Origin of the sequence: Pannonibacter carbonis (assembly GCF_003012935.1) — a bacterium.
Taxonomy (GTDB): domain Bacteria; phylum Pseudomonadota; class Alphaproteobacteria; order Rhizobiales; family Stappiaceae; genus Pannonibacter; species Pannonibacter carbonis.
In genome coordinates, this window is the sequence record NZ_PUDR01000007.1 from 245,870 (window position 1) to 265,883 (window position 20,014).

Genomic DNA, 20,014 nt, shown 5'->3' on the forward strand with positions numbered 1-20,014 from the left:
ACTGCCGCCGCGAACCAGCCTGAGACCAACGACCGGAAAGGCATGGACCTGACTGGCGTTGCCGGGGGAGCCGGGTTGGGAGAAGCGGGAGATGAACAAGGCTGATGTCCTGTTCGTGTTCGATGTCGGCGGCGTGCTGATCGAGCTCGATCCGGCTGCGCGGGACGCGGCCCTCGTCGCCGGTCGCAAGGCCGGTGCGGGACGTCCCGATTTCACCTCCCTGCCCCGCGACCTGATGCGCGACTTCAGGCTCGGCCTGGTCGACGAGCCTGCCTATCTGGCGGCACTGTCGGCCCACTTTGACGTTTCAACTGAAACAATCCTCGCCGCCGAGGACGCCTATATCGCTGGCGTCGACCCGGAAATGGTCGGATTTGTCCGCGTTCTGAAGCGGCGCTTTCGCGTGGTCTGCCTGTCGAACACACAAGCCATCCACTGGCGGCGGGTGTCGCACACATTGCTCGGACCTGACCTGTTCCATGCAGATTACGTGTCGCATGTGCTGCATCAGGAAAAGCCGGATCCGGCGATCTACCGGAGCCTCATCGAGGCGGAAGCAGCGCAGGACCGCCGGATCATCTTCATCGACGACACCGGCGAGAACATCGACGCGGCACGGGACCTGGGCTGGACCGATGCACTGCTGCATGTCTCGCCCGGCGACACGATTGCTGCGGTTGCGGACCTGCTGGGCCTGCAGGACGAGGCCGGCCCCGCCGACGAGCCGGCCGTCGGCACCCGTCACTGATCAAACGACACATGAAGGGCCGCTTGGCCGGAGCAAGACGAGATGGCGCAACTCTCCCTCAGGGGCATCAGGAAGCGGTTCAAGGCACTGGAGGTGCTGCATGGCATTGATCTGGAAATCAGCCACGGCGAACTGATTGTCTTCGTCGGCCCCTCAGGCTGCGGCAAGTCAACCCTGCTGCGTCTCATCGCTGGGCTTGACCCGATCAGCGACGGCGATTTCCTGCTCAATGGCCGCCGCATGAATGATGTGGCACCGTCGCGGCGCGGCATCGCCATGGTGTTCCAGTCCTATGCGCTCTATCCGCACATGGATGTCTACGAGAACATGGCCTTCGGCGCGCGCCTGATGGGCCTGACAAAGACCGAGGTCGAAACGCGCATCGCCGACGCCGCCCGCATGCTGCGGCTGGAACCCTTGATGCAGCGCAAGCCGCGCGAACTCTCCGGCGGCCAGCGCCAGCGCGTCGCCATTGGCCGGGCCCTGGTGCGCAAGCCCGAGTTGCTGCTGCTGGACGAGCCCCTATCGAACCTCGATGCGGCACTGCGTTCCGACGTGCGGCTCGAGATCGCCAAGCTGCACCGCGACATCGGCGGCACCACGATCTATGTCACGCATGATCAGGTCGAGGCGATGACCCTGGCTGACCGCATCGTCGTCATGAACCAGGGGCGGATCGAACAGTTCGGCACCCCGCGCGAACTCTACGAGACCCCCGCCAACACCTTTGTCGCAACCTTCATCGGCTCTCCCCGCATGGCGCTGCTGCCGGTGACCCGCGACGGGAACCGTCTCGGCCTCGAAGGCTCCGGATCCGTCGAGATCGGCGAGATCCGCACCGGTGACGACCGCGAACTCACCCTCGGCGTGCGACCGGACGGGCTGGTCCTGCGGCCAGCGGACGCTGCAACCGGCCTTGCTGCCAAGGTCGTCTACACCGAATATCTCGGCGACAACGCCTTTGTTTATGCCCGCCTCAATGAAGGCACCCTCGTCAGCATCCGCTGCAGCCCCGACACCCGGCCGGAGCCGGAGTCCGAGGTCCGCGTCGATCTCTTGCCTGGCAAGGCGCATGTCTTCCACCGAACATCAGGCGAGCGCCTGCCCGCCTGACCCCGGGCCCCGGTTGCAGACCCCTGTCGCCGGCAAGCCCCACCAACACGCTGCACGCAGACCGAAAAGAGAGGAACAGATGAGAAAGACATTCATCCGCACCACAGCCGCGCTCGGCGCCCTGCTGATGGCCCTGCCCGTCATGGCCCAGGAACTGACGTTCTGGAGCTGGCGCCAGGAAGACAAGGCCCAGTACGAGAAGTTCATCGACGCCTTCGAAGCGCAGAACCCGGGCATCACCGTGAAGTTCGAGGCCTTCGAGGCCGCGAACTACAACACCATCCTGTCGACGGCGCTGGCTGGCGGCACCGGCCCTGACCTGTTCATGTCGCGCGCCTATGGCGGACTGGAGACCGTGGCCAGCGCAGGCCACCTGATGCCGCTGGACAGCACCAAGATCCCGGCCCTCGCCGAGTTCACACCGGCAGCGCTGAATGCCCAGACGATGCGCTCCGACAAGACACTCTACGGTGTTCCCTTCGCCAGCCAGACCATGCTGGTGATCTACAACAAGGACCTGTTCGACAAGAACGGCATTGCCGAGCCCAAGACCTTCGACGAACTGAAGGCCGCCGCCGAAAAGCTAAAGGCCGCCGGCCTGATGCCTTTTGCCAATGGCACCGCCACCGCATGGCAGAACGAGACCATCGTCTCCGCGCTCGGCTCCTCGTTCATGGGCAAGAGCTTCTATGAAGACCTGATGGCCGGAAAGGCCGACTTCACCGACCCGCGCTATATTGAGGCGCTGACGAAGCTGAAGGAAATCTCGGCCTATTTCCCGGACGGCTTCATCGGGCTCGACTACGCTTCATCGCAGCAACTGTTCACATCCGGCATGGCCGGCATGTTTGCCGGCGGCTCGTTCGAGCTTGCCAACTTCGCCAAGCAGAACCCGGACCTGAAACTCGGCGTCTTTGCAGCGCCGGGCAAGTCAGCGGAAGATGAAGCCCTCGTCGGTCTCTTCATCGATGGTGGCTACGCCGCCAATGCCAAGACCAAGCATCCGGAAGCGGCACTGAAGTTCCTGAACTATGTCGCCTCGAAGGATTTCGGCCAGGCCTTTGCCAACGGCCTGCGCAACATCTCGACCGTTCCGGGCGTCACCTTCGACGATCCGCTGCTGGCCGAGGTCGCAGAGCTCAACAAGAACGCCATTCCCTACATCATGCTGGTGCATTTCCGCTTCGGCGAGCCGTCGGGCTCGGTGCTGCTGCAGGGTGAGGTCCAGAAGCTGATGGCCGACAAGGCAACCCCGGCAGAGGTCGGCACCGCGCTGACCACGGGTCTGGCCAACTGGTACGCCCCGTTCAAGAAGTAATCCGTCATGGCCCCGGGCGGGATTTCGCCCGGGGCCGCCTTCCGGCACCCCTTCCCCACGAGACCTTCAAGATGTTCGGATCGCCGCTCACCGGCCGCAGGCTCTGGATCGCCGCCCTGATCGTGCCGCCACTGGCCTTCGTTGCCCTGTTTGTCGTCTATCCGATCCTGTCGGCCTTCGCCTATGCCTTCTTCGAATGGAAGGGGCTGGCGCGGGGCGAGTTCGTCTGGTTCGCCAACTTCCACAAGGTGCTGTTCCAGGAGCCCTATGCCACCTGGACCATCAACGCCTTCCTGCACAACGTCTTCGTATTCTTCGCGCTGATGGTGCTTCAGAACGGTATCGGCTTCGTGCTGGCCTATTGCCTGTGGCGCGAGCTGCCTGGCGCGCGGTTTCACCGCATCGCCGTGTTCCTGCCGGTGGTGCTGTCGACGATCATCGTCGGCTTTCTGTTCAAGCTGTTCCTGCACCCGATCTTCGGCGTGGTGAACATTTCACTGCGCGCCGTCGGCCTCGGCGGCCTTGCCATGCCCTGGCTCGGCGATGATTCCACCGCGCTGATGGCGCTGATCATCGCCAATGCCTGGCATATGGTCGGCTTCCCCACCCTCGTGTTCCTCGCCGGCATGCAGCGCATTCCAGGCGAGATCCTCGATGCGGTGCGGATGGAAACCCAGAGCGAATGGGTGAAAGTGTCGAAGATCGTCTGGCCGCTGGTCGCGCCCAGCGCTACGGTTGTCTTTACCCTGCTCTTCGTCGGGGCCTTCAACTGGTTCGAGCTGCCTTATGTCATGGCCGGGCTTGATGGCTCGCCGCATGGCGCAACGGATGTGCTCGGCCTCTATTTCTATCGCACCGCCTTCGGCAACCAGTCCGGCGGCGCGCAGGACTTTGGCACCGGCAGCGCGCTTGCCGTGCTGATCTTCCTCTTCATCGCCGTGGTGGCCGGCTTCCTCACCATGTATCTGCGCAAACGGGAGATCCAGCTATGAGCGCCTCCGCCATGGCTTACAGCGACCGCTCCGGTATGATCGGACGGCTGGGCCGCGACGGGCTGATCCAGATCATCCTGATCGCCAACACCTTCATCATGCTGGCGCCGATCGTCCTGATGATCTTCTCGGCCTTCAAGACCAACACGGAAATCTTCCAGACGCCCTTTGCCCTGCCCGACTTCACGAACTTGTCGAACATCGCCAAGATCTGGACCGAGACGAACTTCCTGCGCTACCTGATCAACTCGGCCATCGTCACCGGCACGTCGCTGCTGCTGATCCTGACGCTGGGCACGATGGCGGCCTATGCGATTGCCCGCTACCAGTTCACCGGCTCGGGCTTCGTGCTGATGTTCTTCATTGCCGGGCTGACCCTGCCGCTGAAGCTCGCGATCATTCCGCTGTTCGTGCTGATGCGCGATCTCGGCGTCCTCAACACACAGGCCGCGCTCGTCATCATCTATGTCGCCATGGGCCTGCCGACGACGGTCTTCATCATGACGGGCTTCATCCGCACCCTGCCGAACGAACTGGAAGATGCCGCGCGCATGGACGGGGCCAGCGAAGCCCGCATCATGTGGTCGATCATGCTGCCTTTGGTCAGGCCAGCGATGGTGATCGCCGGGATCCAGAACGTGGTGCCGATCTGGAATGACTTCTTCTTCCCGCTGATCTTCATCCAGTCGGATCACCTGAAGACCCTGCCACAGGGCCTCACCACCTTCATGGGGGAATACACCACCGACTGGGGTGTGCTCTTTGCCGGGCTGACCCTGTCGGCCGCCCCGATCATCCTTATCTACATCATCCTGTCGCGCCAGTTCATCAACGGCATGACCGCCGGAGCGGTGAAGTGACAGGCACATTCTGCAAGGCAGGGCTGTCGCATATGCAGCCAGACGGTCTTGGAGGTCTCTCAGCCCCCCTCCCCCTCGTGGGGAGGGGTGAGGGGTGGGGGGCACGAGAGGCCGTCAAGTCATCAAGCGTCTGAAGTAAGCCTGGTCAAAAACCTAAGTAGTAAGAATTTAAGTCCGCTCCCCCCTCCCCACGAGGGGGAGGGAAGCTTAGAGGCTCCGACAGGGTTGAGCTGTTTCGGCACAGTCCTACACATCGAACATGAGCCAGTCCTCATAGGCGATAGCCCTGCCGATCAAGGGGGCGCAGCGGAAACTGCGCCTCCTGCCCTAAAGTTTCAGCACCGACACGGCATCCTCGCTGGCGTGGATGAACTCCTGCGCCGATGGCTGGCGCTGAACCAGGAGGATGAACAGGAGATCCGTCATGGTCAGCTGCGCGTCGCGCGAGGTGATCGCGGACGAGCGCACCCGCTCCTCGTCGGCCACCGTATGAAGGCGAATATCGGCCAGTTCAGACAGGGGATTGGGCGTCAGCCCCGTCAACGTGATCACCGTCGCGCCGCGCTGACGTCCAAGGCGGGCAATCTTCAGCGTCTCATGGCTTGTGCCGGAGTAAGACAGCGCGAAGAGGACATCGCGGGCGTCCAGCGTCGACACATTGGCGATCTGCACATGGCTGTCGCTGTCATGGATGACGACACGGCCGATCTTCAGCAGCTTATAGGAGAAATCCCGAGCCACCAACGAAGAGGCCCCGACACCAGCCATGAAGATCCGGCGTGCACCGTCGAGGGCCTCCAGCGCGCGGCCTATCGTCAGCTCGTCATTGGCCGCCACCGTCTGCTGCATCGACATGACCTTGCTGGCGATCAGTTTCTGCAGGATCGTGAGATAGCCGTCGCCGACCTCGATGGTCGAGTGGATCATGCCGGGAGGCACCTGCCATTCCTGTGCCTTGGCCTTGCTCACCGCCAGCTTCAGCTCCTGATAGCCGGCATAGCCAAGCTTCTGGCTGAACTTCACCACGCTCGACTGGCTGCGTCCGGTCGCCTCCGCCAGCGCGGCCGAAGACATCGCGAGCATCTCGTCCGGTCGTTCAACGATGAACTCGCCAATCTGCCGGTCGGCCGAGGTCATGGACCCGAGCTTGGCAGTGATGATCTTGAGCACGGACATGCGCGCGAACCCTTTTTTCGCGGAGGACGGCTGGCCTGGAGAAGCGGAACAGAGCCCACGTAGCCCCGGCCCGAATTGCCGTAACGAAACCCGCATAGCAGATTGGAATTTATTATTCCAAATTTTTTACGGAAATGGAATGATGCACGCACTTCCTCGGGGAAGATTCTGCAAGTGCGAAACCGGGCGGCGTGATGAGCGACAAGGCACAGTTATTCCTGGGTGTGGATGGCGGAGGTACGGGCTGCCGCGCGCGCATCGTTGACGCGGGCGGCCAGGTCCTCGGCGAAGGCAAGTCCGGGCCGGCCACCACCCGCATTGGCATCGCCGAGGCCTGGGCCTCGATCGAGACAGCGGCACGGGCGGCAGCGGATCAGGCGGACCTTGGGCCAGAAGACCTGTCCCGCATCGATGCCGGCATCGGTCTGGCGGGTCTCAGCCGGCGCGGCGCGCTGGACGCACTCAACGCCCTGCCCAATCCCTTCAACAGCCGGCGCTTCATCAGCGACGCAGCCGCCGCCTGTCTCGGCGCGCACTCCGGCCAGGACGGTGCCATCGTCATCGTCGGCACCGGCTCCATCGGCGTGGGCTTCCTTGCGGGCGTGCACGTGCGCGTCGGCGGCTATGGCTTTCCCGTCTCGGACGAGGGCAGCGGCGCTGACCTCGGTCTCAAGGCCCTGCAGCAGGCGCTGCGTGCCTATGATGGCCGCATTGAGGAAACACCACTGCTGACCGCCCTGCTTGTCCGCTTCAACCGCGATCCGATGGAAATCATCGGCTGGATGGACAAGGCAAGCGCCACCGATTACGCGACGCTTGCGCCAGACGTCCTCACCCACGCCGATCAGGGCGATGCCGCCGCCCGTGCGATCATCCGGTCTGGCGCGGAAGCCATTGACGGACTGGCGCGGGCCCTTTTCGCCCGGGGCGCGGATCAACTCACCCTGCTCGGCGGCCTTGGGAAGCCGCTGGAGCCCTGGATTGCCCCCGATGTCCGCCGCCGCCTGAAGCCGGCCGACGGCGACGCGGTTTCCGGCGCGCTTTTCCTCGCCCGGTCCCCGGCAGCGCTCACGCTCTGACCCCACTCCGCACTGCCTTTCCATTCCCGTTCCATTCCCGCTCCGGCCGGTTCAAGCCGGTACAGGCGGAGAGCTGTGGACGCCTGGGTCGTCCGGAATAGTAAATTCCATTCATGTTTGACATCAGGAATATTTAATTCTAACTTCTTAACACCCCTTAAGACCCAAGAGGCCCGGATGGAACAGGTGCTCATTTCCGAACTGGAGAAGCTGGTTTCGGAATCCCGCAATCCGCGCACGATGCAGATCGACCTGCTGCCCACAGCCGAGCTTCTGGCGGCCATCAATGCCGAGGACCGGGTCGTACCGGAGGCCGTTGCCCGCGAGCTGCCCGCCATCACCCGCGCCGTAGACCGGATCGTCGAGGCGTTTCAGGCGGGCGGGCGCCTGATCTACATCGGGGCCGGCACCAGCGGCCGGCTTGGTGTGCTCGACGCCTCCGAATGCCCGCCCACCTTTTCGGTGCCCGAAGGCATGGTCGTCGGCCTGATTGCCGGCGGCGACCATGCCCTCAGGCATCCGGTCGAAGGCGCTGAAGATGATCCGGCAGCCGGCCGCGCCATGCTACAATCGGTTGGAGCCTCGGCAAGGGACGTGATCGTCGGCATCGCGGTCAGCGGGCGCACCCCGTTCGTGATCGGTGCGCTCGACCACGCCAGAGAGCTGGGCGCGACCACCGTCTCGCTGACCTGCAATCCCAATTCCACCATCGCCGGCATGGCCGACATTGCCATCTCGCCTGTCGTCGGCCCGGAAATCCTGACCGGCTCGACCCGCATGAAGTCTGGCACCGCGCAGAAGCTGGTGCTCAACATGCTGACCACCGCCAGCATGATCCGCATCGGCAAGAGCTACCAAAACCTGATGGTAGATCTGAATGTCAGCAACCAGAAGCTCCATGCCCGCGCCTCGCGCATCGTCATGGAAGCAACCGGCTGCACGCTCGAGGAGGCCCGGGCCTATCTCGATGCGACGGAAAACGACGTCAAACTGGCGATCCTGATTGCACTGACGGGATTGAGCCTCGACGATGCCCGCATGGCGCTGGCGCGCGCCGGCGGGTTCTTGCGCCGCGCCATCAACGAAACCGGGGTCAACCCGGAGGGGTAAGCCGACCGAACGGCATGGAAGTCAACCGACCGCGAGACCAGGGAGGTCCATCGTGAAGCTGAAGACTGCAGGGAAGATCATTTCCACCATCGCGCTGGCCGCGATGCTGGGCACCACCGCCTTTGCCACCGCCGCCAGCGCCGCCACCTTGCGCATGGCCTGGTCGCAGGATGCCACGGGCCTTGACCCGCACAAGCAGACGGCCTTTTCCTCGATCCGCCTGCTCGAGCTCATCTATGAGCCGCTGGTTCGTCTCGACGACAAGCTGGAGATCGTGCCGGCGCTGGCCGACAGCTGGGCCTTCGCCGACAATGGCACCAAGCTCACCTTCAAGCTGAACCCCAATGCGAAGTTCCACAACGGCGCCAAGGTCACCCCAGCCGACGTGAAGGCCTCGTTCGAGCGCCTCCTGGACGAGAAGACCGGTGCGGCGGCCCGCGCCAACTTCCTGTCGATCGCCAGCATCGACACGCCAGACGATGTGACCGTCGTCTTCAACCTGTCACAGCCCGACGTGCCGCTGTTGGCCGCGATGGCCGGCATCAACGCCGCCGTCGTCCCTGCAAGTGAGATCGAAGCGGGCTCCATCGGCACCAGCGCCGTTGGCTCGGGCCCGTTCAAGCTCGACAAGTGGGAACCCAACGCGAAGGAAATCCTGTCCACCAACAAGGACTGGGCTGGCGGCAAGGTCGCCTATGACGGCATCGACATCTCCGTGCTGCCGGACGAGACCGCCATCCTCGCCTCGCTGCGCGCCAAGCAGATCGACTTTGCCCTGATCAACGACCCGCTCGTTGCCACGCTGGTGCCGAACGAGGCAAGCCTGACGCTGAACCGCACGCCGGTGCTTGCCTATCACGTGCTGCAGCTCAACCCGTCGCGTGCGCCGATGAACGAGCTGAAAGTGCGCCAGGCCATCTCCTGCGCCGTCAACCGCCAGGAAGTGCTGGACACCGCCCTGCTCGGCGAAGGCCGCATCACCGGTCCGCTGACCATGCCGGCCTACCAGTCCGACCCGGAGACGTTCTTCTGCTACCAGCAGGACGTCGCCAAGGCAAAGGCCCTGATGGCGGAAGCTGGCAAGGCTGACGGCTTCTCGGCCACCGTGATCGTCGCCACCGGCGAGCCGGCCACGGCCGCAGCTGAAGCCCAGGTGCTGCAGGCACAGCTGAAGGAAATCGGCATCAATCTCGACATCAAGATGATGGAGCTGAATGTCTATGTCGACACCTGGCTGAAGGGTGATTTCGACATGGCCGTTGCCCTGAACGGTGGCCGTTCCGACCCCTACACCATGTACAACCGCTACTGGACCAAGGCTGGAAACCTGCAGAAGGTTGCCAACTACATCGATGACACGCTCGACAGCCTGATGCAGCAGGGCCGCGTCGAGACCGATCTTGCCAAGCGCAAGGTGATCTTCGCCGAGTTCGAGAAGCACCTGACCGAAATGGCGCCCTGGATCTGGCTCTACACCGGCTACACCTACACCGGTCAGCAGAAGACCGTGGACGGCTTCGTGTCCTCGCCGACCGGTTCGCTCTTCGGCCTGACCACGGTCACCCTGAAGCCGTAAGCCGCACGACGATCAAGACGAGGACGGACTGTCCATGAACTACCTGACCCGAAGGCTCCTGACCTTCCCCCTGGTGATGTTTGGGGTCTCCGTCCTCGTTTTCGTCGCAATCCGTCTCGTGCCGGGCGATGCCATCACGGCCATGCTCGGCACGGAAGCCGGCCTGCTCACGCCCGAACAGAAGGCCGCCCTTGCCAGCTATTTCGGCCTCGACCAGAGCTGGTTCACACAATACGCCCGCTGGATCGCCGGGGTTCTCTCCGGCGATCTCGGCCTCTCGGTCACCTACGGCAAGCCGGTCCTCGACGTCATCCTCGACCGGTTCCCCCTGACGCTGCAGCTGGCCCTGATGGCCATGGTCATTGCCCTTGGAACCGGTCTGCCGCTCGGCGTCTTCGCCGCCACCCGAAACGGCAAGGCGGCCGACCTCGGCGTCCGCGTGCTGGCGATGATCGGCCAGTCGACCCCCAGTTTCGTCGTCGGCCTGCTGCTGATCTATTTCCTCTCGGTCGGCTTTGGCGTGTTGCCCGCCATGGGCCAGTTCGTGCCGCTGTGGCAGGATCCGCTGACCAATCTCGGCCAGATGATCCTTCCCGCCATCACGCTCGGCTTTGCCTTCACCGCCTCCGTCACGCGCATCTCGCGCTCGGCCATGCTGGATGTGCTGTCGGACGACTATGTCCGCACCGCACGGGCCAAGGGCGCCCCGGCGCGCCGTGTCATCTGGCGCCATGCCCTGCCCAATGCCCTGATCCCGGTTGTGACCCTGAGCGGCGTCGAGTTCGGCTATCTGCTCGGCGGCGCGGTGCTGGTGGAACAGATCTACGCCCTGCCCGGCCTTGGCCGGCTGGTGCTGGAAGCGATCCTGCAGCGTGACTATGCGCTGGTCCAGGGCACCGTCCTGTTCATTGCCTTCAACTTCCTTCTCGTCAATCTGCTCGTCGATCTCGCCTATGTGGCGCTCGACCCGCGCATCCGCCTCGGGGGCAATTGATGTCACTCGTCCGGGCGCTCCTGCGCCACCCCAGCGGCCGCATCGGTGGCTGCATCATCCTGCTTTTCCTGCTGGCAGCCCTGCTCGGCCAGCTCGGCCTGACCCCGCATGATCCGCTGAAGCAGATGCGGCTCGACCGCCTCAAGCCGCCGAGCCTCACCTATGTGATGGGCACGGACCTGTTCGGCCGCGATGTCGCCAGCCGCGTCATGCTGGCCATCGGCCAGTCCTTCATCGTCGGCTTCCTCGCGGTCGGCATCGCCGCGACGCTGGGCACCGTGCTGGGCCTCACTGCCGCCTGGTTTGGCCGCCTTTGGGATGGCGTGGTGATGCGCTCGATGGACGTGCTCCTCGCCTTCCCGGCGATCCTGCTCGCGCTTCTCATCATCGCCGTCGCCGGCCCCGGCACCTGGACCAGCGTCACCGCCATCGCCATCGTCTACACGCCGATCTTCACCCGCGTGGTGCGTGGTCCCGCGCTCTCCATCAAGACGCGCGAATTCGTCGACGCCGCCCGCACCTTCGGCTCCAGCCGCCGCTACATCCTGACCCGCCACCTGATGCTGAACCTGGTCGCGCCCCTGACCGTGCAGGTCACGCTAGCGCTGGCCTGGTCGCTGCTCACCGAAGCCGGCCTCAGCTTCCTCGGCCTCGGCACCCAGCCGCCAGCCGCGTCGCTCGGGCTCATGCTGGCCGATGCCCGCAACCTTATGGAAATGGCGCCCTGGCTGCTCATCTTCCCGGGCCTCACCATCATGATCGGCATTCTCGGCTTCAATCTCACCGGCGACGCCCTGCGCGACATTCTCGATCCCAAGACCCGGAGGGCCATGGCATGACCTCGCTTCTCCGCGTCTCGAACCTGCGCGTCGCCTTTGGCAAGCCGCCGGTTCAGAAGGAAATCGTCCACGGGGTCAGCTTCGACATCCTGGCCGGCCAGACCCTCGCCATCGTCGGCGAAAGCGGCTCGGGCAAGTCCGTCACCGCGCTCTCCGTCAACCGGCTCGTTGATTATGGCGGCGGGCGCATCACCTCCGGCGAGATCCTCTACACCCGGGCCGACGGGTCGGTGCTTGATCTGGTGACCGCACCGGAGACCACACTGGAAGAGATCCGGGGCGCCGAGATCAGCATGATCTTCCAGGAGCCGATGACCTCGCTCAACCCGGTCCTGACCATCGGCACGCAGGTGGAAGAGGCCTTCCGCCTGCACCGGGGCCTCACGGGGGCGCAGGCCCGCAAGGCGGCGAAGGACGCCCTTGACCGGGTGCGGATTTCGGACGCCGAGCGGCGGCTTTCCTACTGCCCGCACCAGTTCTCCGGCGGCATGCTGCAACGGGTGATGATCGCGATGGCGCTCGCCTGCAATCCGCGCCTGCTCATCGCCGACGAACCGACCACGGCGCTCGACGTGACGGTCCAGGCCCAGATCATGGCGCTCTTGGCCGAGCTGAAGCGCGAGACCGGGATGGGCATGATCTTCATCACCCATGACCTTGGTCTTGTTGCCGGAATTGCCGATCAGGTGCTCGTCATGCAGGGCGGCGAAGCCGTCGAACAGGGGCCGCTCGACGCCGTTCTCGACACTCCGCAGCATCCTTACACCCGCCATCTGCTCAGCGCCGTTCCGCATTTCACCTCCGGCAGATCGGTCCGCACGGATCACGACCGCAGCGCCGTGGCTGTGAAGCCGGTTCCTGCGCTGAATGTTCAGGATCTCGTGGTGCGCTTCCCGATGCGCGGCGGCTTCCTGAAGCCCTCCCCCGGCGCGGTCCACGCCGTCGACGGTGTCGATTTCGACCTGATGCCCGGCGAGACGCTGGCGGTGGTCGGCGAAAGCGGTTGCGGCAAGTCCACGACCGCGCGCGCGATCCTCGGTCTGGTGCAGCCGACCCGGGGCACCCTGGCGGTCCACGGCAAGGATGGCACCGCTGGCCATGTGGTGCAGATGGTGTTCCAGAACCCCTATGCCTCGCTCAACCCGCGCCTCAGCATCGAGAGCATTCTGGCCGAACCCGTCACCGCAGCCGGTCGCCGGGTCGATGCGGCCGTGCGCCAGCGCATGGTCCTGCTGCTCGACCGGGTCGGCCTGCCGCAGGACAGTCTCAAGCGCTATCCGCATGAATTCTCCGGCGGCCAGCGCCAGCGCCTGTGCATTGCCCGGGCCCTGATGCTGAACCCTTCCGTCGTCGTCCTTGACGAAGCCGTCTCGGCGCTGGATGTGTCCGTTCAGGCCAAGGTGCTGGAATTGCTCATTGATCTGCAGCGCGAGTTCGGCCTTTCCTATCTCTTCGTTTCCCATGACATGGCCGTGGTCGAGCGCATCGCGCACCGGGTGGCCGTGCTCTATGCGGGACAGGTGGTGGAGATCGGCCGGGCGGCGGACGTGCTGGGCACGCCCCGCCATTCCTATACCCGCCGCCTGATCGACGCGGTGCCGCACATCGACCGGCGCCGGCTGGACTATGCGCTCGACACGCGGCAGGTGCCCTCGCTGGTCCGGCCACGCGGCTTCGAGCCTTCGCCCGCCGCCTGGGTCAGCCATGGCCCGGATCATCTGTCCCGAACCGAAGTCTGAGCCAGTGGAGGTCGTTTCGCCATGACAAGAACAGTCAGCCTCCCGGACCTGTTTGAAAGCGCGTTCCAGCCCGTTGCAGAGATCGTCCGCAGTGGCCGCATTCCGGGCGCGGTGCTGGGCGCCGTGGATGCGGACGGCACACAGCTGACCCGCGCTATCGGCAAGGCGCAGGTGATCCCGTCAGCCCGGCCGATGACCACCGAGACCTGGTTTGATCTCGCCTCGCTGACCAAGGTGATCTTCACGACGCGGCGCATCCTGGAACTGGCGGAGGCCGGTGAGATCGATCTGGACGCGCCGCTGACCACGCTGCTGCCGGACCTGTGTCAGTACGACATGACCGCCTGGCAGCGGAAAGTGACCTTCCGCCAATGCCTTGGACATCAGACGCCGTTTCCGGCCGTCGAACCAGTCTACACCTACGGCTCCGATCCGGCGCGCCTGCGCGCCTTCGTGATGCAGCGGGACTGGCGCGCCGGACCTCCGGTCTATTCCGACATCAACTTCATCCTGCTCGGCATCGTGCTGGAACGGCTGGCGGGCGCGCGGATCCGCGACCTCGACCCAGGTCCGGGCTTTGCCTGGTCCGCGCCGGAGGCCACATCCGCGGCAACCGAGTATTGCCACTGGCGCGAGCGTTTCCTCGTCGGCGAGGTGCATGACGAGAACTGCTCCGCCCTGCAAGGGGCTGGCCACGCAGGGCTTTTCGGCACGGTCGATGCGGTGCTCGGCTTTGCCCACGACCGGCTTTCTGGCGACAAGACCGGCGATCCGGTCACCCGGCTGATGCGTCAGCCCCTGTCGCCCACCCGCACCCACGGGTGGGAGCGGCCCTATCCGGGCTGGTCCGGCGGCGACAGGGCCAACGCCAGCGTCATCGGCCACACGGGCTTCACCGGCACCGGGCTCTGGATCGACTTTCTCACAGGCCGGGCCATCACCCTGCTCACCAACCGGGTCCACCCCTCTCGCCATTTCGACAGCGGAATCATGGCCTTGCGCCGCGCTGTCGGTGATCGTTTCTTCTGCAACGAGGAGCAGTCCTGATGCTCGACCAACCGCAATGGGCCGTGGGCCTGATGACCGGCACCGTGCTGGATGGCAACATCGACGTGGCGCTGTTGAAGACCAATGGCGAGACCATCGAGGCCTTCGGCGCCTACACGCTGAGCCCCTATCCGGACAGCACCCGCCGGCTTCTTGAACGGACGCTGGACGAGGCGCGGGCGTGGAATTTCGAGGGGCCGGAGCCGGCCATCTTCCGCGAGGCGGAGGAGGTCCTGACCCGGGGCCAGTCGGCGGCCGTGCGCACGCTTGTCGAGGCCAACGGCTTGACCATGCAGGACATTGCCGCTGTCGGCTTCCACGGCCAGACGGTGCTGCACCGCGCGCCGCAGGCTGGACGGATCGGCGCGACACGCCAGCTTGGCGACGGCCACCTGATGGCCGATCTTCTGGGCACGCGGGTGGTCTATGACTTCCGCAGCGCCGATGTCGCCGCCGGCGGCCAGGGCGCGCCGCTGTCGGCCGGCTACCATGCCGCGCTTCTGAAGGATCTGGGCTCGGACGGGATGACGGCGGTGCTCAATCTGGGCGGCGTTGCCAATGTCACCTGGAGCGACGGCAAGGGCCAGGTGGTGGCCTTCGACACCGGTCCGGCCAATGCGCCGCTCAATGATTTCATACGGCAGCATGGTCTGGGCGAGATGGACCGGGACGGGCTGATCGCCCGTTCGGGACAGGTCGACGAGGCGCGGCTGGCAAAGCTCCTGGCCCATCCCTACATGACCGCGCCCTATCCGAAGTCCTTGGATCGCTTCGACTTTACCGCTGCGATGGCCGATGGGCTGACGATCGAGAACGGCGCGGCAACGCTCGCGGCCTTCACGGCGGCGGCGGTCGGCAAGGCGCTGGATCTCCTGCCGGTGCGCCCGGAAAAACTCATCGTCTGCGGTGGCGGCCGGCGCAATCCTGTGATCATGGAACGCCTTGCCGAGCGCGCCGGTGTCATGGCAGTCCCGGCCGAAAGCGTCGGCTGGCGCGGCGATGCCATCGAGGCGGAATGCTTCGCCTTCCTTGCCCTGCGCACCCTGCGCGGCCTGCCGATCAGCTTCCCCACCACCACCGGCGTCCCCGCCCCCATGCCCGGCGGCCGCATCGCGGAGCCGAAGCCTCTGGCGGCGTGAAGGTCCTGATTTTCAAGGTGAATGTTACCTCTACCCCCTTGAGGGGGAGATGTCCGCGAAGCGGACAGAGGGGGGTGACTGCCTATCCGCTGGCACAGCGCTTGCCGAACTTCCCATTACCCCCCTCTGCCCCCTGACGGGGGCATCTCCCCCTCAAGGGGGGAGAGGGGCGGGCCGCATCCGATCACAGCTTTTTCTGCAGGAAGAGACGGCGGCGGCCGGGCGGGAAGTCGGGCAATTCGCCAAAGATCTCATAGCCTTGTCGCCGGTATGCTGTTTCGGCGGCCGGGTTGAAGGTATCGATAAAGGCACCATGGCAGCCGCGCCGGCGGGCCTCGTCCTCGGCGGCGGTGAGCATCTTCCCCGCCATTTGCTGGCCGCGCAGGTCTGGCGAGACGAACAGCCACTGCACGTACAGCCAGCCCCAGGCGGTGTAGCCGGACACGCCGGCCTTCAGGGCTCCCGCCTCGTCCCGCACCAGCACCACGACCGGACGGCGGCCGGACGGGCCGACATCGGCGTCGTTGAAGGCGGTGAGTTCACGGCCGATGGCCTCGACATCCGCCGGATCGGCGCTGTCGGTGACGGTCAGGGAAAGGGTCATTTCAGGGCAGTCCGGGAGGGTCTGGCGACGCCGGAACGGCACGCGCCAACTTGCGCCAAAACCATGCCAAAACACGGCGATTCTGTCGCCCTTTTCCGACAAAGGGTGACACTCGATTTGATACAGGTTGCGACGGCTGCCGGGCTTGTCGCCGGATAATTTCTTGAGTAGAAAACTCATAATATTTTCCGGCCCTCGCGCCCGTCAAAGGACCTCCCTCCCGATGCTCGACACGCCCACTGCAACTCCGGTCACAACTTCGGCCCCTACCCCGTCCGGCGACCCGATCCTCGAACGCCACCGCCACGAGCTGCGCCGCCGTGTCCTGACTGTCTCGGCCGTGGAGCGGCTGACGCCGAACATGCTGCGTCTGACCCTGACCGGTCCGGACATGGCGGACTTCGTCTCCCTGTCGCCCGGCGACCACGTCAAGATCTTCGTGCCGGACGGCAGCGGCGGCGAGGCCATGCGCGACTACACCCCGCGCCGCTACGACACGGCCCGGCAGGAGCTGGTGCTGGACTTCGCCCTGCATGAGGCAGGCCCGGCGACCGCCTGGGCGCTGTCGGTGAAGGTGGGCGATGAAGCGAAGATCGGCGGGCCGCGCGGCTCGCTGGTCATTTCCGGGCCGATCCACCACTGGCTGCTGATCGGCGATGAGACCGCCCTGCCCTCGATCGGCCGCCGTATCGAGGAAATGGCCGCCGGCGTCACGGTGACCAGCCTCGTCGCCGTGCCCTCGGCTGCCGACGAGCAGCCGCTGGAGACGGCAGCAAGCCACACGGCCCTGTGGATCCACCGCGGCGATCCGACCGATCCGGCCCCGTTCCTGGAGCGGCTGAAGGCGATGCACCTGCCGAAGGCGACCTTCGTCTGGATTGCCGCCGAGGCCGGCGTCGCCCGGGCGGTGCGCGACCATTTCCTGATAAGCCGCGCGCAACCCACCGCCTGGCTCCGCGCCGCCGGCTACTGGGTCGCCGGCGAACCGGACGGACAGGCGAAGGACCTGTAACCGGCAAGAGCCGGTTGGCACATTTCGGGTCTGGCAACCGACAGCACCGCCAGTTGGCATCTGCAACGTCAGGCCCGAAAGCGCAAACTGTCGACCTTCCCTTGCGTCACGACTTTTCAGCCGAAATCAAACGGCGTAGCCTTCCGTTTGCGTTAAGGGAAAGATCCCTTTCGGGAGGAGACGACATGACACAATCCAATCAGGCGGTCCGGCGCAGCCTTGGGCTTGCCTTTCTGTTTGCAGCCGGCCTTGCCGTGAGCCTACCGGTGGCTCCGGCGATGGCAGCAGATGCCAAAGGGGAATGGGCGCGGCCGAGCGGAACATCGCGCATCAAGATGGCGCCTTGCGGCGATGCCATCTGCGGCACGCTGGTCTGGCTGAAAGACCCGCGCAACGACGACAAGAACCCGGACGCGTCCAAACGCTCGCGCCCCCTGCTCGGCAGCCAGACCGTGCTGGGCATGAAGCCGACCGGCAAGAATGGCCAGTGGAAGGGCAAGGTCTACAACGCCGAGGATGGCGAAACCTACACCGGCTTCATCCAGATGGACGGCAACGACAAGATGAAGCTTGAAGGCTGCGTCATGGGCGGACTGCTCTGCAAGGGCGAGACCTGGACACGAGTGAAGTAACATCCGCCAACACAAAGATCAGGTCGACACCAAGGTGCCGACCTGATCGACGAAAGCATGCGATTTCCAAAATTCCTTGAAAACTTGCGAGTCCAGCCGAAAATATTGTTCAAATTATTCTTTAAGCCAGAGAATGCATGGCTACAGTGAAAACAGCAGCTTGACAAAAGGGATATTTGTCACTATTTTTCCGACATCGATATTTGTTTGCCGGGCTTTAGTTTCTACGCGATTGGCACCGCGTTCCAAACGTATCTCCCTTTCAAAATCGCTACCTCACTCCGTATCGCATCTGCGGTATGGCCTCCACACTGCTATGAAAGGGTTCGTCATGACCACTGGCACCGTAAAATGGTTCAACTCCACCAAGGGCTTCGGCTTCATTCAGCCTGACGATGGCGGTCCGGATGCATTCGTGCATATCTCGGCTGTCGAGCGCAGCGGCATGCGTGAAATCATCGAAGGCCAGAAGGTTAGCTACGACATGGAGCGCGACAACAAGTCGGGCAAGATGTCGGCCTGCAATATCCAGGCTGCCTAATCAGGGATCTGCTTTCCTTTGACCACGGATGTACTGGCACTGTTGAAAGCATGACACCATTAAAGGTCAGGCCACTCGCCTGACCTTTTTTATTGTCCTTCGCCGCTCCATGCCGTTTGAAAGGGATCATCATGACCGAAAAGCAAAGCAAGCTTCGCCAGCAGGCCGAGATCGCCTTCGCCAAGGCACAGACCGGCGCGCGGGCGCGAAGCCGTGCCGTTGAGGAAATCGATCTCATCGTCCAGGCGCGCAACGAAAAGACAATGGAACTGAAGAAGGCCCGCATGGCCAAGGAACTCGAGGACCGCGCGATGGCTGCTCTTGCACCCGCGCCGAGGAAACCCCTGAAGTCCTGACCCTTCGACCTCAGATCACGGCGTCCAGATGCCTTCGGCATCCCGCCTTGATATCGCCCAGGCGCCCCATGGCGCAGAACCCGGGCCCGATGCGCCAGGCGCGTCAGGCTCCGGGATGAACCACTTGATCCGGATTGTTCCTTTGAAGAAAACCAGAAGCAGCGACTTTTCTGACCGCAGCAGCGCGGCCGCCGACGCAAGACTGAAGCTTGTCGAGGCCCATCGCGCCGCCAGGGAAGCTGCCGAACCGACACGCCTTGCCAAGCAGGCCGAGCGCCTGGCCGTCGCCACCGCCCGCGACCAACGCCGCGCAGAGCGTGAACAGGCAAAAGCCGACGAACTGGAGCGTGTCCGCGCGGAAGCTGCCGCCTTGCAGGCCGCAGCCGATGCTGCCGCGCGCGAAGAGAGCGAAGCGCGCGAGAAGGCCAACATGGACCGGGCCACGCGCGTGGTCGAAGATGAAGCTGCCCGCAAGGCCGAGCGCGACCGCCGCTATGCCAACCGCAAGGCACGCCAGCGCTGACAGCCTGGCTTGCATCCAGCTTGTCCCGGAACAACTCCGGCACGAGCATGGAGGGGCGTCGCGCACCGAGCTGTCAGAAAAAGTGACTGAACCTTTTCGGGGACCTTGAGTTCGCGATAAGGCGGAACGCGGCGTGCTGGTGGCGCCTGCCTGGCACGTTCTTCCACATGCCCTGCGTTCCTGCTCCCTTGCCACTTTGAGGGCGCCGTCGCAGATGACCTCAGACACGGGCTCAAACTGGGGCTCGGTGCCTTCACAGAGCTTCCATGGCGACATGTCCAACCGCCCCCCTCGTGGGGAGGGTTTTCGCTTATGATGTCCAGGACATGCGCGATGCGAACGACTGCACCCGGAACTGTTTCCCATTCGGAGCCTCTCAGCTCCCCTCCCCCTCGTGGGGAGGGGTTTGGGGGTGGGGGGAACAGGCTACGATCCAGGTACGCTGCGTTCCTGACTGGACATGTTTAACGCGGTTTGCGATCAAACGGTCGCCGTGCCCCCCACCCCCGGCCCCTCCCCACGCGGGGGAGGGGAGCTGAGAGGCCTCGAGAACCGTCTGGCGACATTTGCGACAGCCCTGCGCCCTCTCCCCTACGTGACTGGGGACGCGAGGAGG

20 protein-coding genes are annotated in these 20,014 nt (G+C 64.5%); 18 read left to right on the plus strand and 2 right to left on the minus strand.

Annotated elements, in window-relative coordinates:
- Nucleotides 1-91: 91 nt before the first annotated feature.
- From C8348_RS12060 to C8348_RS12080, 5 genes are all read left to right on the plus strand, one after another.
- Nucleotides 92-748, plus strand: coding sequence for an HAD-IA family hydrolase (locus C8348_RS12060; protein ID WP_106753590.1), 657 nt, complete (start codon nt 92-94; stop codon nt 746-748).
- A 42-nt stretch (nt 749-790) separates the two neighbouring features.
- On the plus strand, nt 791-1,861 hold the full coding sequence (locus C8348_RS12065) for an ABC transporter ATP-binding protein (RefSeq protein WP_106753591.1): 1,071 nt from the start codon (nt 791-793) through the stop codon (nt 1,859-1,861).
- 79 nt (nt 1,862-1,940) lie between these two features.
- A complete protein-coding gene (locus C8348_RS12070; RefSeq protein ID WP_106753592.1) occupies nt 1,941-3,179 on the plus strand; it encodes an extracellular solute-binding protein in 1,239 nt (412 codons plus the stop codon).
- A 71-nt stretch (nt 3,180-3,250) separates the two neighbouring features.
- Nucleotides 3,251-4,171, plus strand: coding sequence for a carbohydrate ABC transporter permease (locus tag C8348_RS12075; protein WP_106753593.1), 921 nt, complete (start codon nt 3,251-3,253; stop codon nt 4,169-4,171).
- Nucleotides 4,168-5,031 carry a carbohydrate ABC transporter permease gene (locus tag C8348_RS12080; protein ID WP_106753594.1) on the plus strand — a complete coding sequence of 288 codons (864 nt, stop codon included), beginning with the start codon at nt 4,168-4,170 and terminating at the stop codon, nt 5,029-5,031. The genes C8348_RS12075 and C8348_RS12080 overlap by 4 nt, the downstream gene beginning before the upstream one ends.
- 327 nt (nt 5,032-5,358) lie before the next feature.
- Here C8348_RS12080 and C8348_RS12085 read toward each other — a convergent pair whose 3' ends face one another.
- A complete protein-coding gene (locus C8348_RS12085) occupies nt 5,359-6,207 on the minus strand; it encodes a MurR/RpiR family transcriptional regulator (RefSeq protein ID WP_106753595.1) in 849 nt (282 codons plus the stop codon).
- 194 nt (nt 6,208-6,401) lie between these two features.
- Between C8348_RS12085 and C8348_RS12090 the strand changes: the two genes are divergently transcribed.
- From C8348_RS12090 to C8348_RS12125, 8 genes are all read left to right on the plus strand, one after another.
- Complete coding sequence (locus C8348_RS12090) at nt 6,402-7,286, plus strand: glucosamine kinase nucleotide-binding domain-containing protein (protein ID WP_106753596.1); 885 nt, start codon at nt 6,402-6,404, stop codon at nt 7,284-7,286.
- A gap of 177 nt (nt 7,287-7,463) precedes the next feature.
- A complete protein-coding gene (murQ, locus tag C8348_RS12095) occupies nt 7,464-8,396 on the plus strand; it encodes an N-acetylmuramic acid 6-phosphate etherase (RefSeq protein ID WP_106753597.1) in 933 nt (310 codons plus the stop codon).
- Between the two features lie 103 nt (nt 8,397-8,499).
- Nucleotides 8,500-9,972 carry an ABC transporter substrate-binding protein gene (locus C8348_RS12100; RefSeq protein ID WP_106753619.1) on the plus strand — a complete coding sequence of 491 codons (1,473 nt, stop codon included), beginning with the start codon at nt 8,500-8,502 and terminating at the stop codon, nt 9,970-9,972.
- Between the two features lie 34 nt (nt 9,973-10,006).
- A complete protein-coding gene (locus tag C8348_RS12105) occupies nt 10,007-10,966 on the plus strand; it encodes an ABC transporter permease (RefSeq protein WP_106753598.1) in 960 nt (319 codons plus the stop codon).
- Nucleotides 10,966-11,805: an ABC transporter permease gene (locus C8348_RS12110; RefSeq protein ID WP_106753599.1), complete on the plus strand. Its 840-nt coding sequence runs from the start codon at nt 10,966-10,968 to the stop codon at nt 11,803-11,805. Before C8348_RS12105 ends, C8348_RS12110 begins: the two co-directional genes overlap by 1 nt.
- Nucleotides 11,802-13,544 (plus strand): ABC transporter ATP-binding protein, encoded by a 1,743-nt coding sequence (locus C8348_RS12115; RefSeq protein ID WP_106753600.1) that lies wholly within the window; start codon nt 11,802-11,804, stop codon nt 13,542-13,544. The genes C8348_RS12110 and C8348_RS12115 overlap by 4 nt, the downstream gene beginning before the upstream one ends.
- Nucleotides 13,545-13,565: 21 nt before the next feature.
- Entirely contained in the window at nt 13,566-14,591 is a 1,026-nt protein-coding gene (locus C8348_RS12120) for a serine hydrolase domain-containing protein (protein ID WP_106753601.1), read from the plus strand.
- On the plus strand, nt 14,591-15,730 hold the full coding sequence (locus tag C8348_RS12125) for an anhydro-N-acetylmuramic acid kinase (protein WP_106753602.1): 1,140 nt from the start codon (nt 14,591-14,593) through the stop codon (nt 15,728-15,730). The genes C8348_RS12120 and C8348_RS12125 overlap by 1 nt, the downstream gene beginning before the upstream one ends.
- A gap of 184 nt (nt 15,731-15,914) precedes the next feature.
- Here C8348_RS12125 and C8348_RS12130 read toward each other — a convergent pair whose 3' ends face one another.
- Nucleotides 15,915-16,334 (minus strand): GNAT family N-acetyltransferase, encoded by a 420-nt coding sequence (locus tag C8348_RS12130; RefSeq protein ID WP_106753603.1) that lies wholly within the window; start codon nt 16,332-16,334, stop codon nt 15,915-15,917.
- Nucleotides 16,335-16,557: 223 nt separating this feature from the next.
- Here C8348_RS12130 and C8348_RS12135 point away from each other — a divergent pair, with 223 nt between their 5' ends.
- The 5 genes from C8348_RS12135 to C8348_RS12155 all read left to right on the plus strand — a co-directional run bounded on the left by C8348_RS12135 (nt 16,558) and on the right by C8348_RS12155 (nt 19,398).
- The gene (locus tag C8348_RS12135; protein WP_106753604.1) at nt 16,558-17,346 is read left to right on the plus strand and encodes a siderophore-interacting protein; all 789 of its coding nucleotides are present in this window, start codon (nt 16,558-16,560) and stop codon (nt 17,344-17,346) included.
- A 185-nt stretch (nt 17,347-17,531) separates the two neighbouring features.
- Complete coding sequence (locus tag C8348_RS12140) at nt 17,532-17,978, plus strand: DUF2147 domain-containing protein (RefSeq protein WP_106753605.1); 447 nt, start codon at nt 17,532-17,534, stop codon at nt 17,976-17,978.
- A 331-nt stretch (nt 17,979-18,309) separates the two neighbouring features.
- On the plus strand, nt 18,310-18,519 hold the full coding sequence (locus tag C8348_RS12145; protein ID WP_106753606.1) for a cold-shock protein: 210 nt from the start codon (nt 18,310-18,312) through the stop codon (nt 18,517-18,519).
- Between the two features lie 131 nt (nt 18,520-18,650).
- On the plus strand, nt 18,651-18,875 hold the full coding sequence (locus tag C8348_RS12150; RefSeq protein WP_106753607.1) for a hypothetical protein: 225 nt from the start codon (nt 18,651-18,653) through the stop codon (nt 18,873-18,875).
- 142 nt (nt 18,876-19,017) lie between these two features.
- On the plus strand, nt 19,018-19,398 hold the full coding sequence (locus tag C8348_RS12155; protein ID WP_106753620.1) for a DUF6481 family protein: 381 nt from the start codon (nt 19,018-19,020) through the stop codon (nt 19,396-19,398).
- Nucleotides 19,399-20,014: the final 616 nt, after the last annotated feature.

Bases quoted from the DNA above. Each gene is read 5' to 3' on its own strand.
- C8348_RS12145 (WP_106753606.1), top strand. From the start codon at position 18,310: ATGACCACTGGCACCGTAAAATGGTTCAACTCCACCAAGGGCTTCGGC.
- C8348_RS12085 (WP_106753595.1), bottom strand. From the start codon at position 6,207: ATGTCCGTGCTCAAGATCATCACTGCCAAGCTCGGGTCCATGACCTCG.
- C8348_RS12125 (WP_106753602.1), top strand. From the start codon at position 14,591: ATGCTCGACCAACCGCAATGGGCCGTGGGCCTGATGACCGGCACCGTG.
- C8348_RS12150 (WP_106753607.1), top strand. From the start codon at position 18,651: ATGACCGAAAAGCAAAGCAAGCTTCGCCAGCAGGCCGAGATCGCCTTC.
- C8348_RS12140 (WP_106753605.1), top strand. From the start codon at position 17,532: ATGACACAATCCAATCAGGCGGTCCGGCGCAGCCTTGGGCTTGCCTTT.
- C8348_RS12065 (WP_106753591.1), top strand. From the start codon at position 791: ATGGCGCAACTCTCCCTCAGGGGCATCAGGAAGCGGTTCAAGGCACTG.
- C8348_RS12080 (WP_106753594.1), top strand. From the start codon at position 4,168: ATGAGCGCCTCCGCCATGGCTTACAGCGACCGCTCCGGTATGATCGGA.
- C8348_RS12105 (WP_106753598.1), top strand. From the start codon at position 10,007: ATGAACTACCTGACCCGAAGGCTCCTGACCTTCCCCCTGGTGATGTTT.
- C8348_RS12110 (WP_106753599.1), top strand. From the start codon at position 10,966: ATGTCACTCGTCCGGGCGCTCCTGCGCCACCCCAGCGGCCGCATCGGT.
- C8348_RS12100 (WP_106753619.1), top strand. From the start codon at position 8,500: ATGCTGGGCACCACCGCCTTTGCCACCGCCGCCAGCGCCGCCACCTTG.
- C8348_RS12130 (WP_106753603.1), bottom strand. From the start codon at position 16,334: ATGACCCTTTCCCTGACCGTCACCGACAGCGCCGATCCGGCGGATGTC.
- C8348_RS12115 (WP_106753600.1), top strand. From the start codon at position 11,802: ATGACCTCGCTTCTCCGCGTCTCGAACCTGCGCGTCGCCTTTGGCAAG.
- C8348_RS12135 (WP_106753604.1), top strand. From the start codon at position 16,558: ATGCTCGACACGCCCACTGCAACTCCGGTCACAACTTCGGCCCCTACC.
- C8348_RS12070 (WP_106753592.1), top strand. From the start codon at position 1,941: ATGAGAAAGACATTCATCCGCACCACAGCCGCGCTCGGCGCCCTGCTG.
- C8348_RS12120 (WP_106753601.1), top strand. From the start codon at position 13,566: ATGACAAGAACAGTCAGCCTCCCGGACCTGTTTGAAAGCGCGTTCCAG.
- C8348_RS12090 (WP_106753596.1), top strand. From the start codon at position 6,402: ATGAGCGACAAGGCACAGTTATTCCTGGGTGTGGATGGCGGAGGTACG.
- C8348_RS12060 (WP_106753590.1), top strand. From the start codon at position 92: ATGAACAAGGCTGATGTCCTGTTCGTGTTCGATGTCGGCGGCGTGCTG.
- murQ (WP_106753597.1), top strand. From the start codon at position 7,464: ATGGAACAGGTGCTCATTTCCGAACTGGAGAAGCTGGTTTCGGAATCC.
- C8348_RS12075 (WP_106753593.1), top strand. From the start codon at position 3,251: ATGTTCGGATCGCCGCTCACCGGCCGCAGGCTCTGGATCGCCGCCCTG.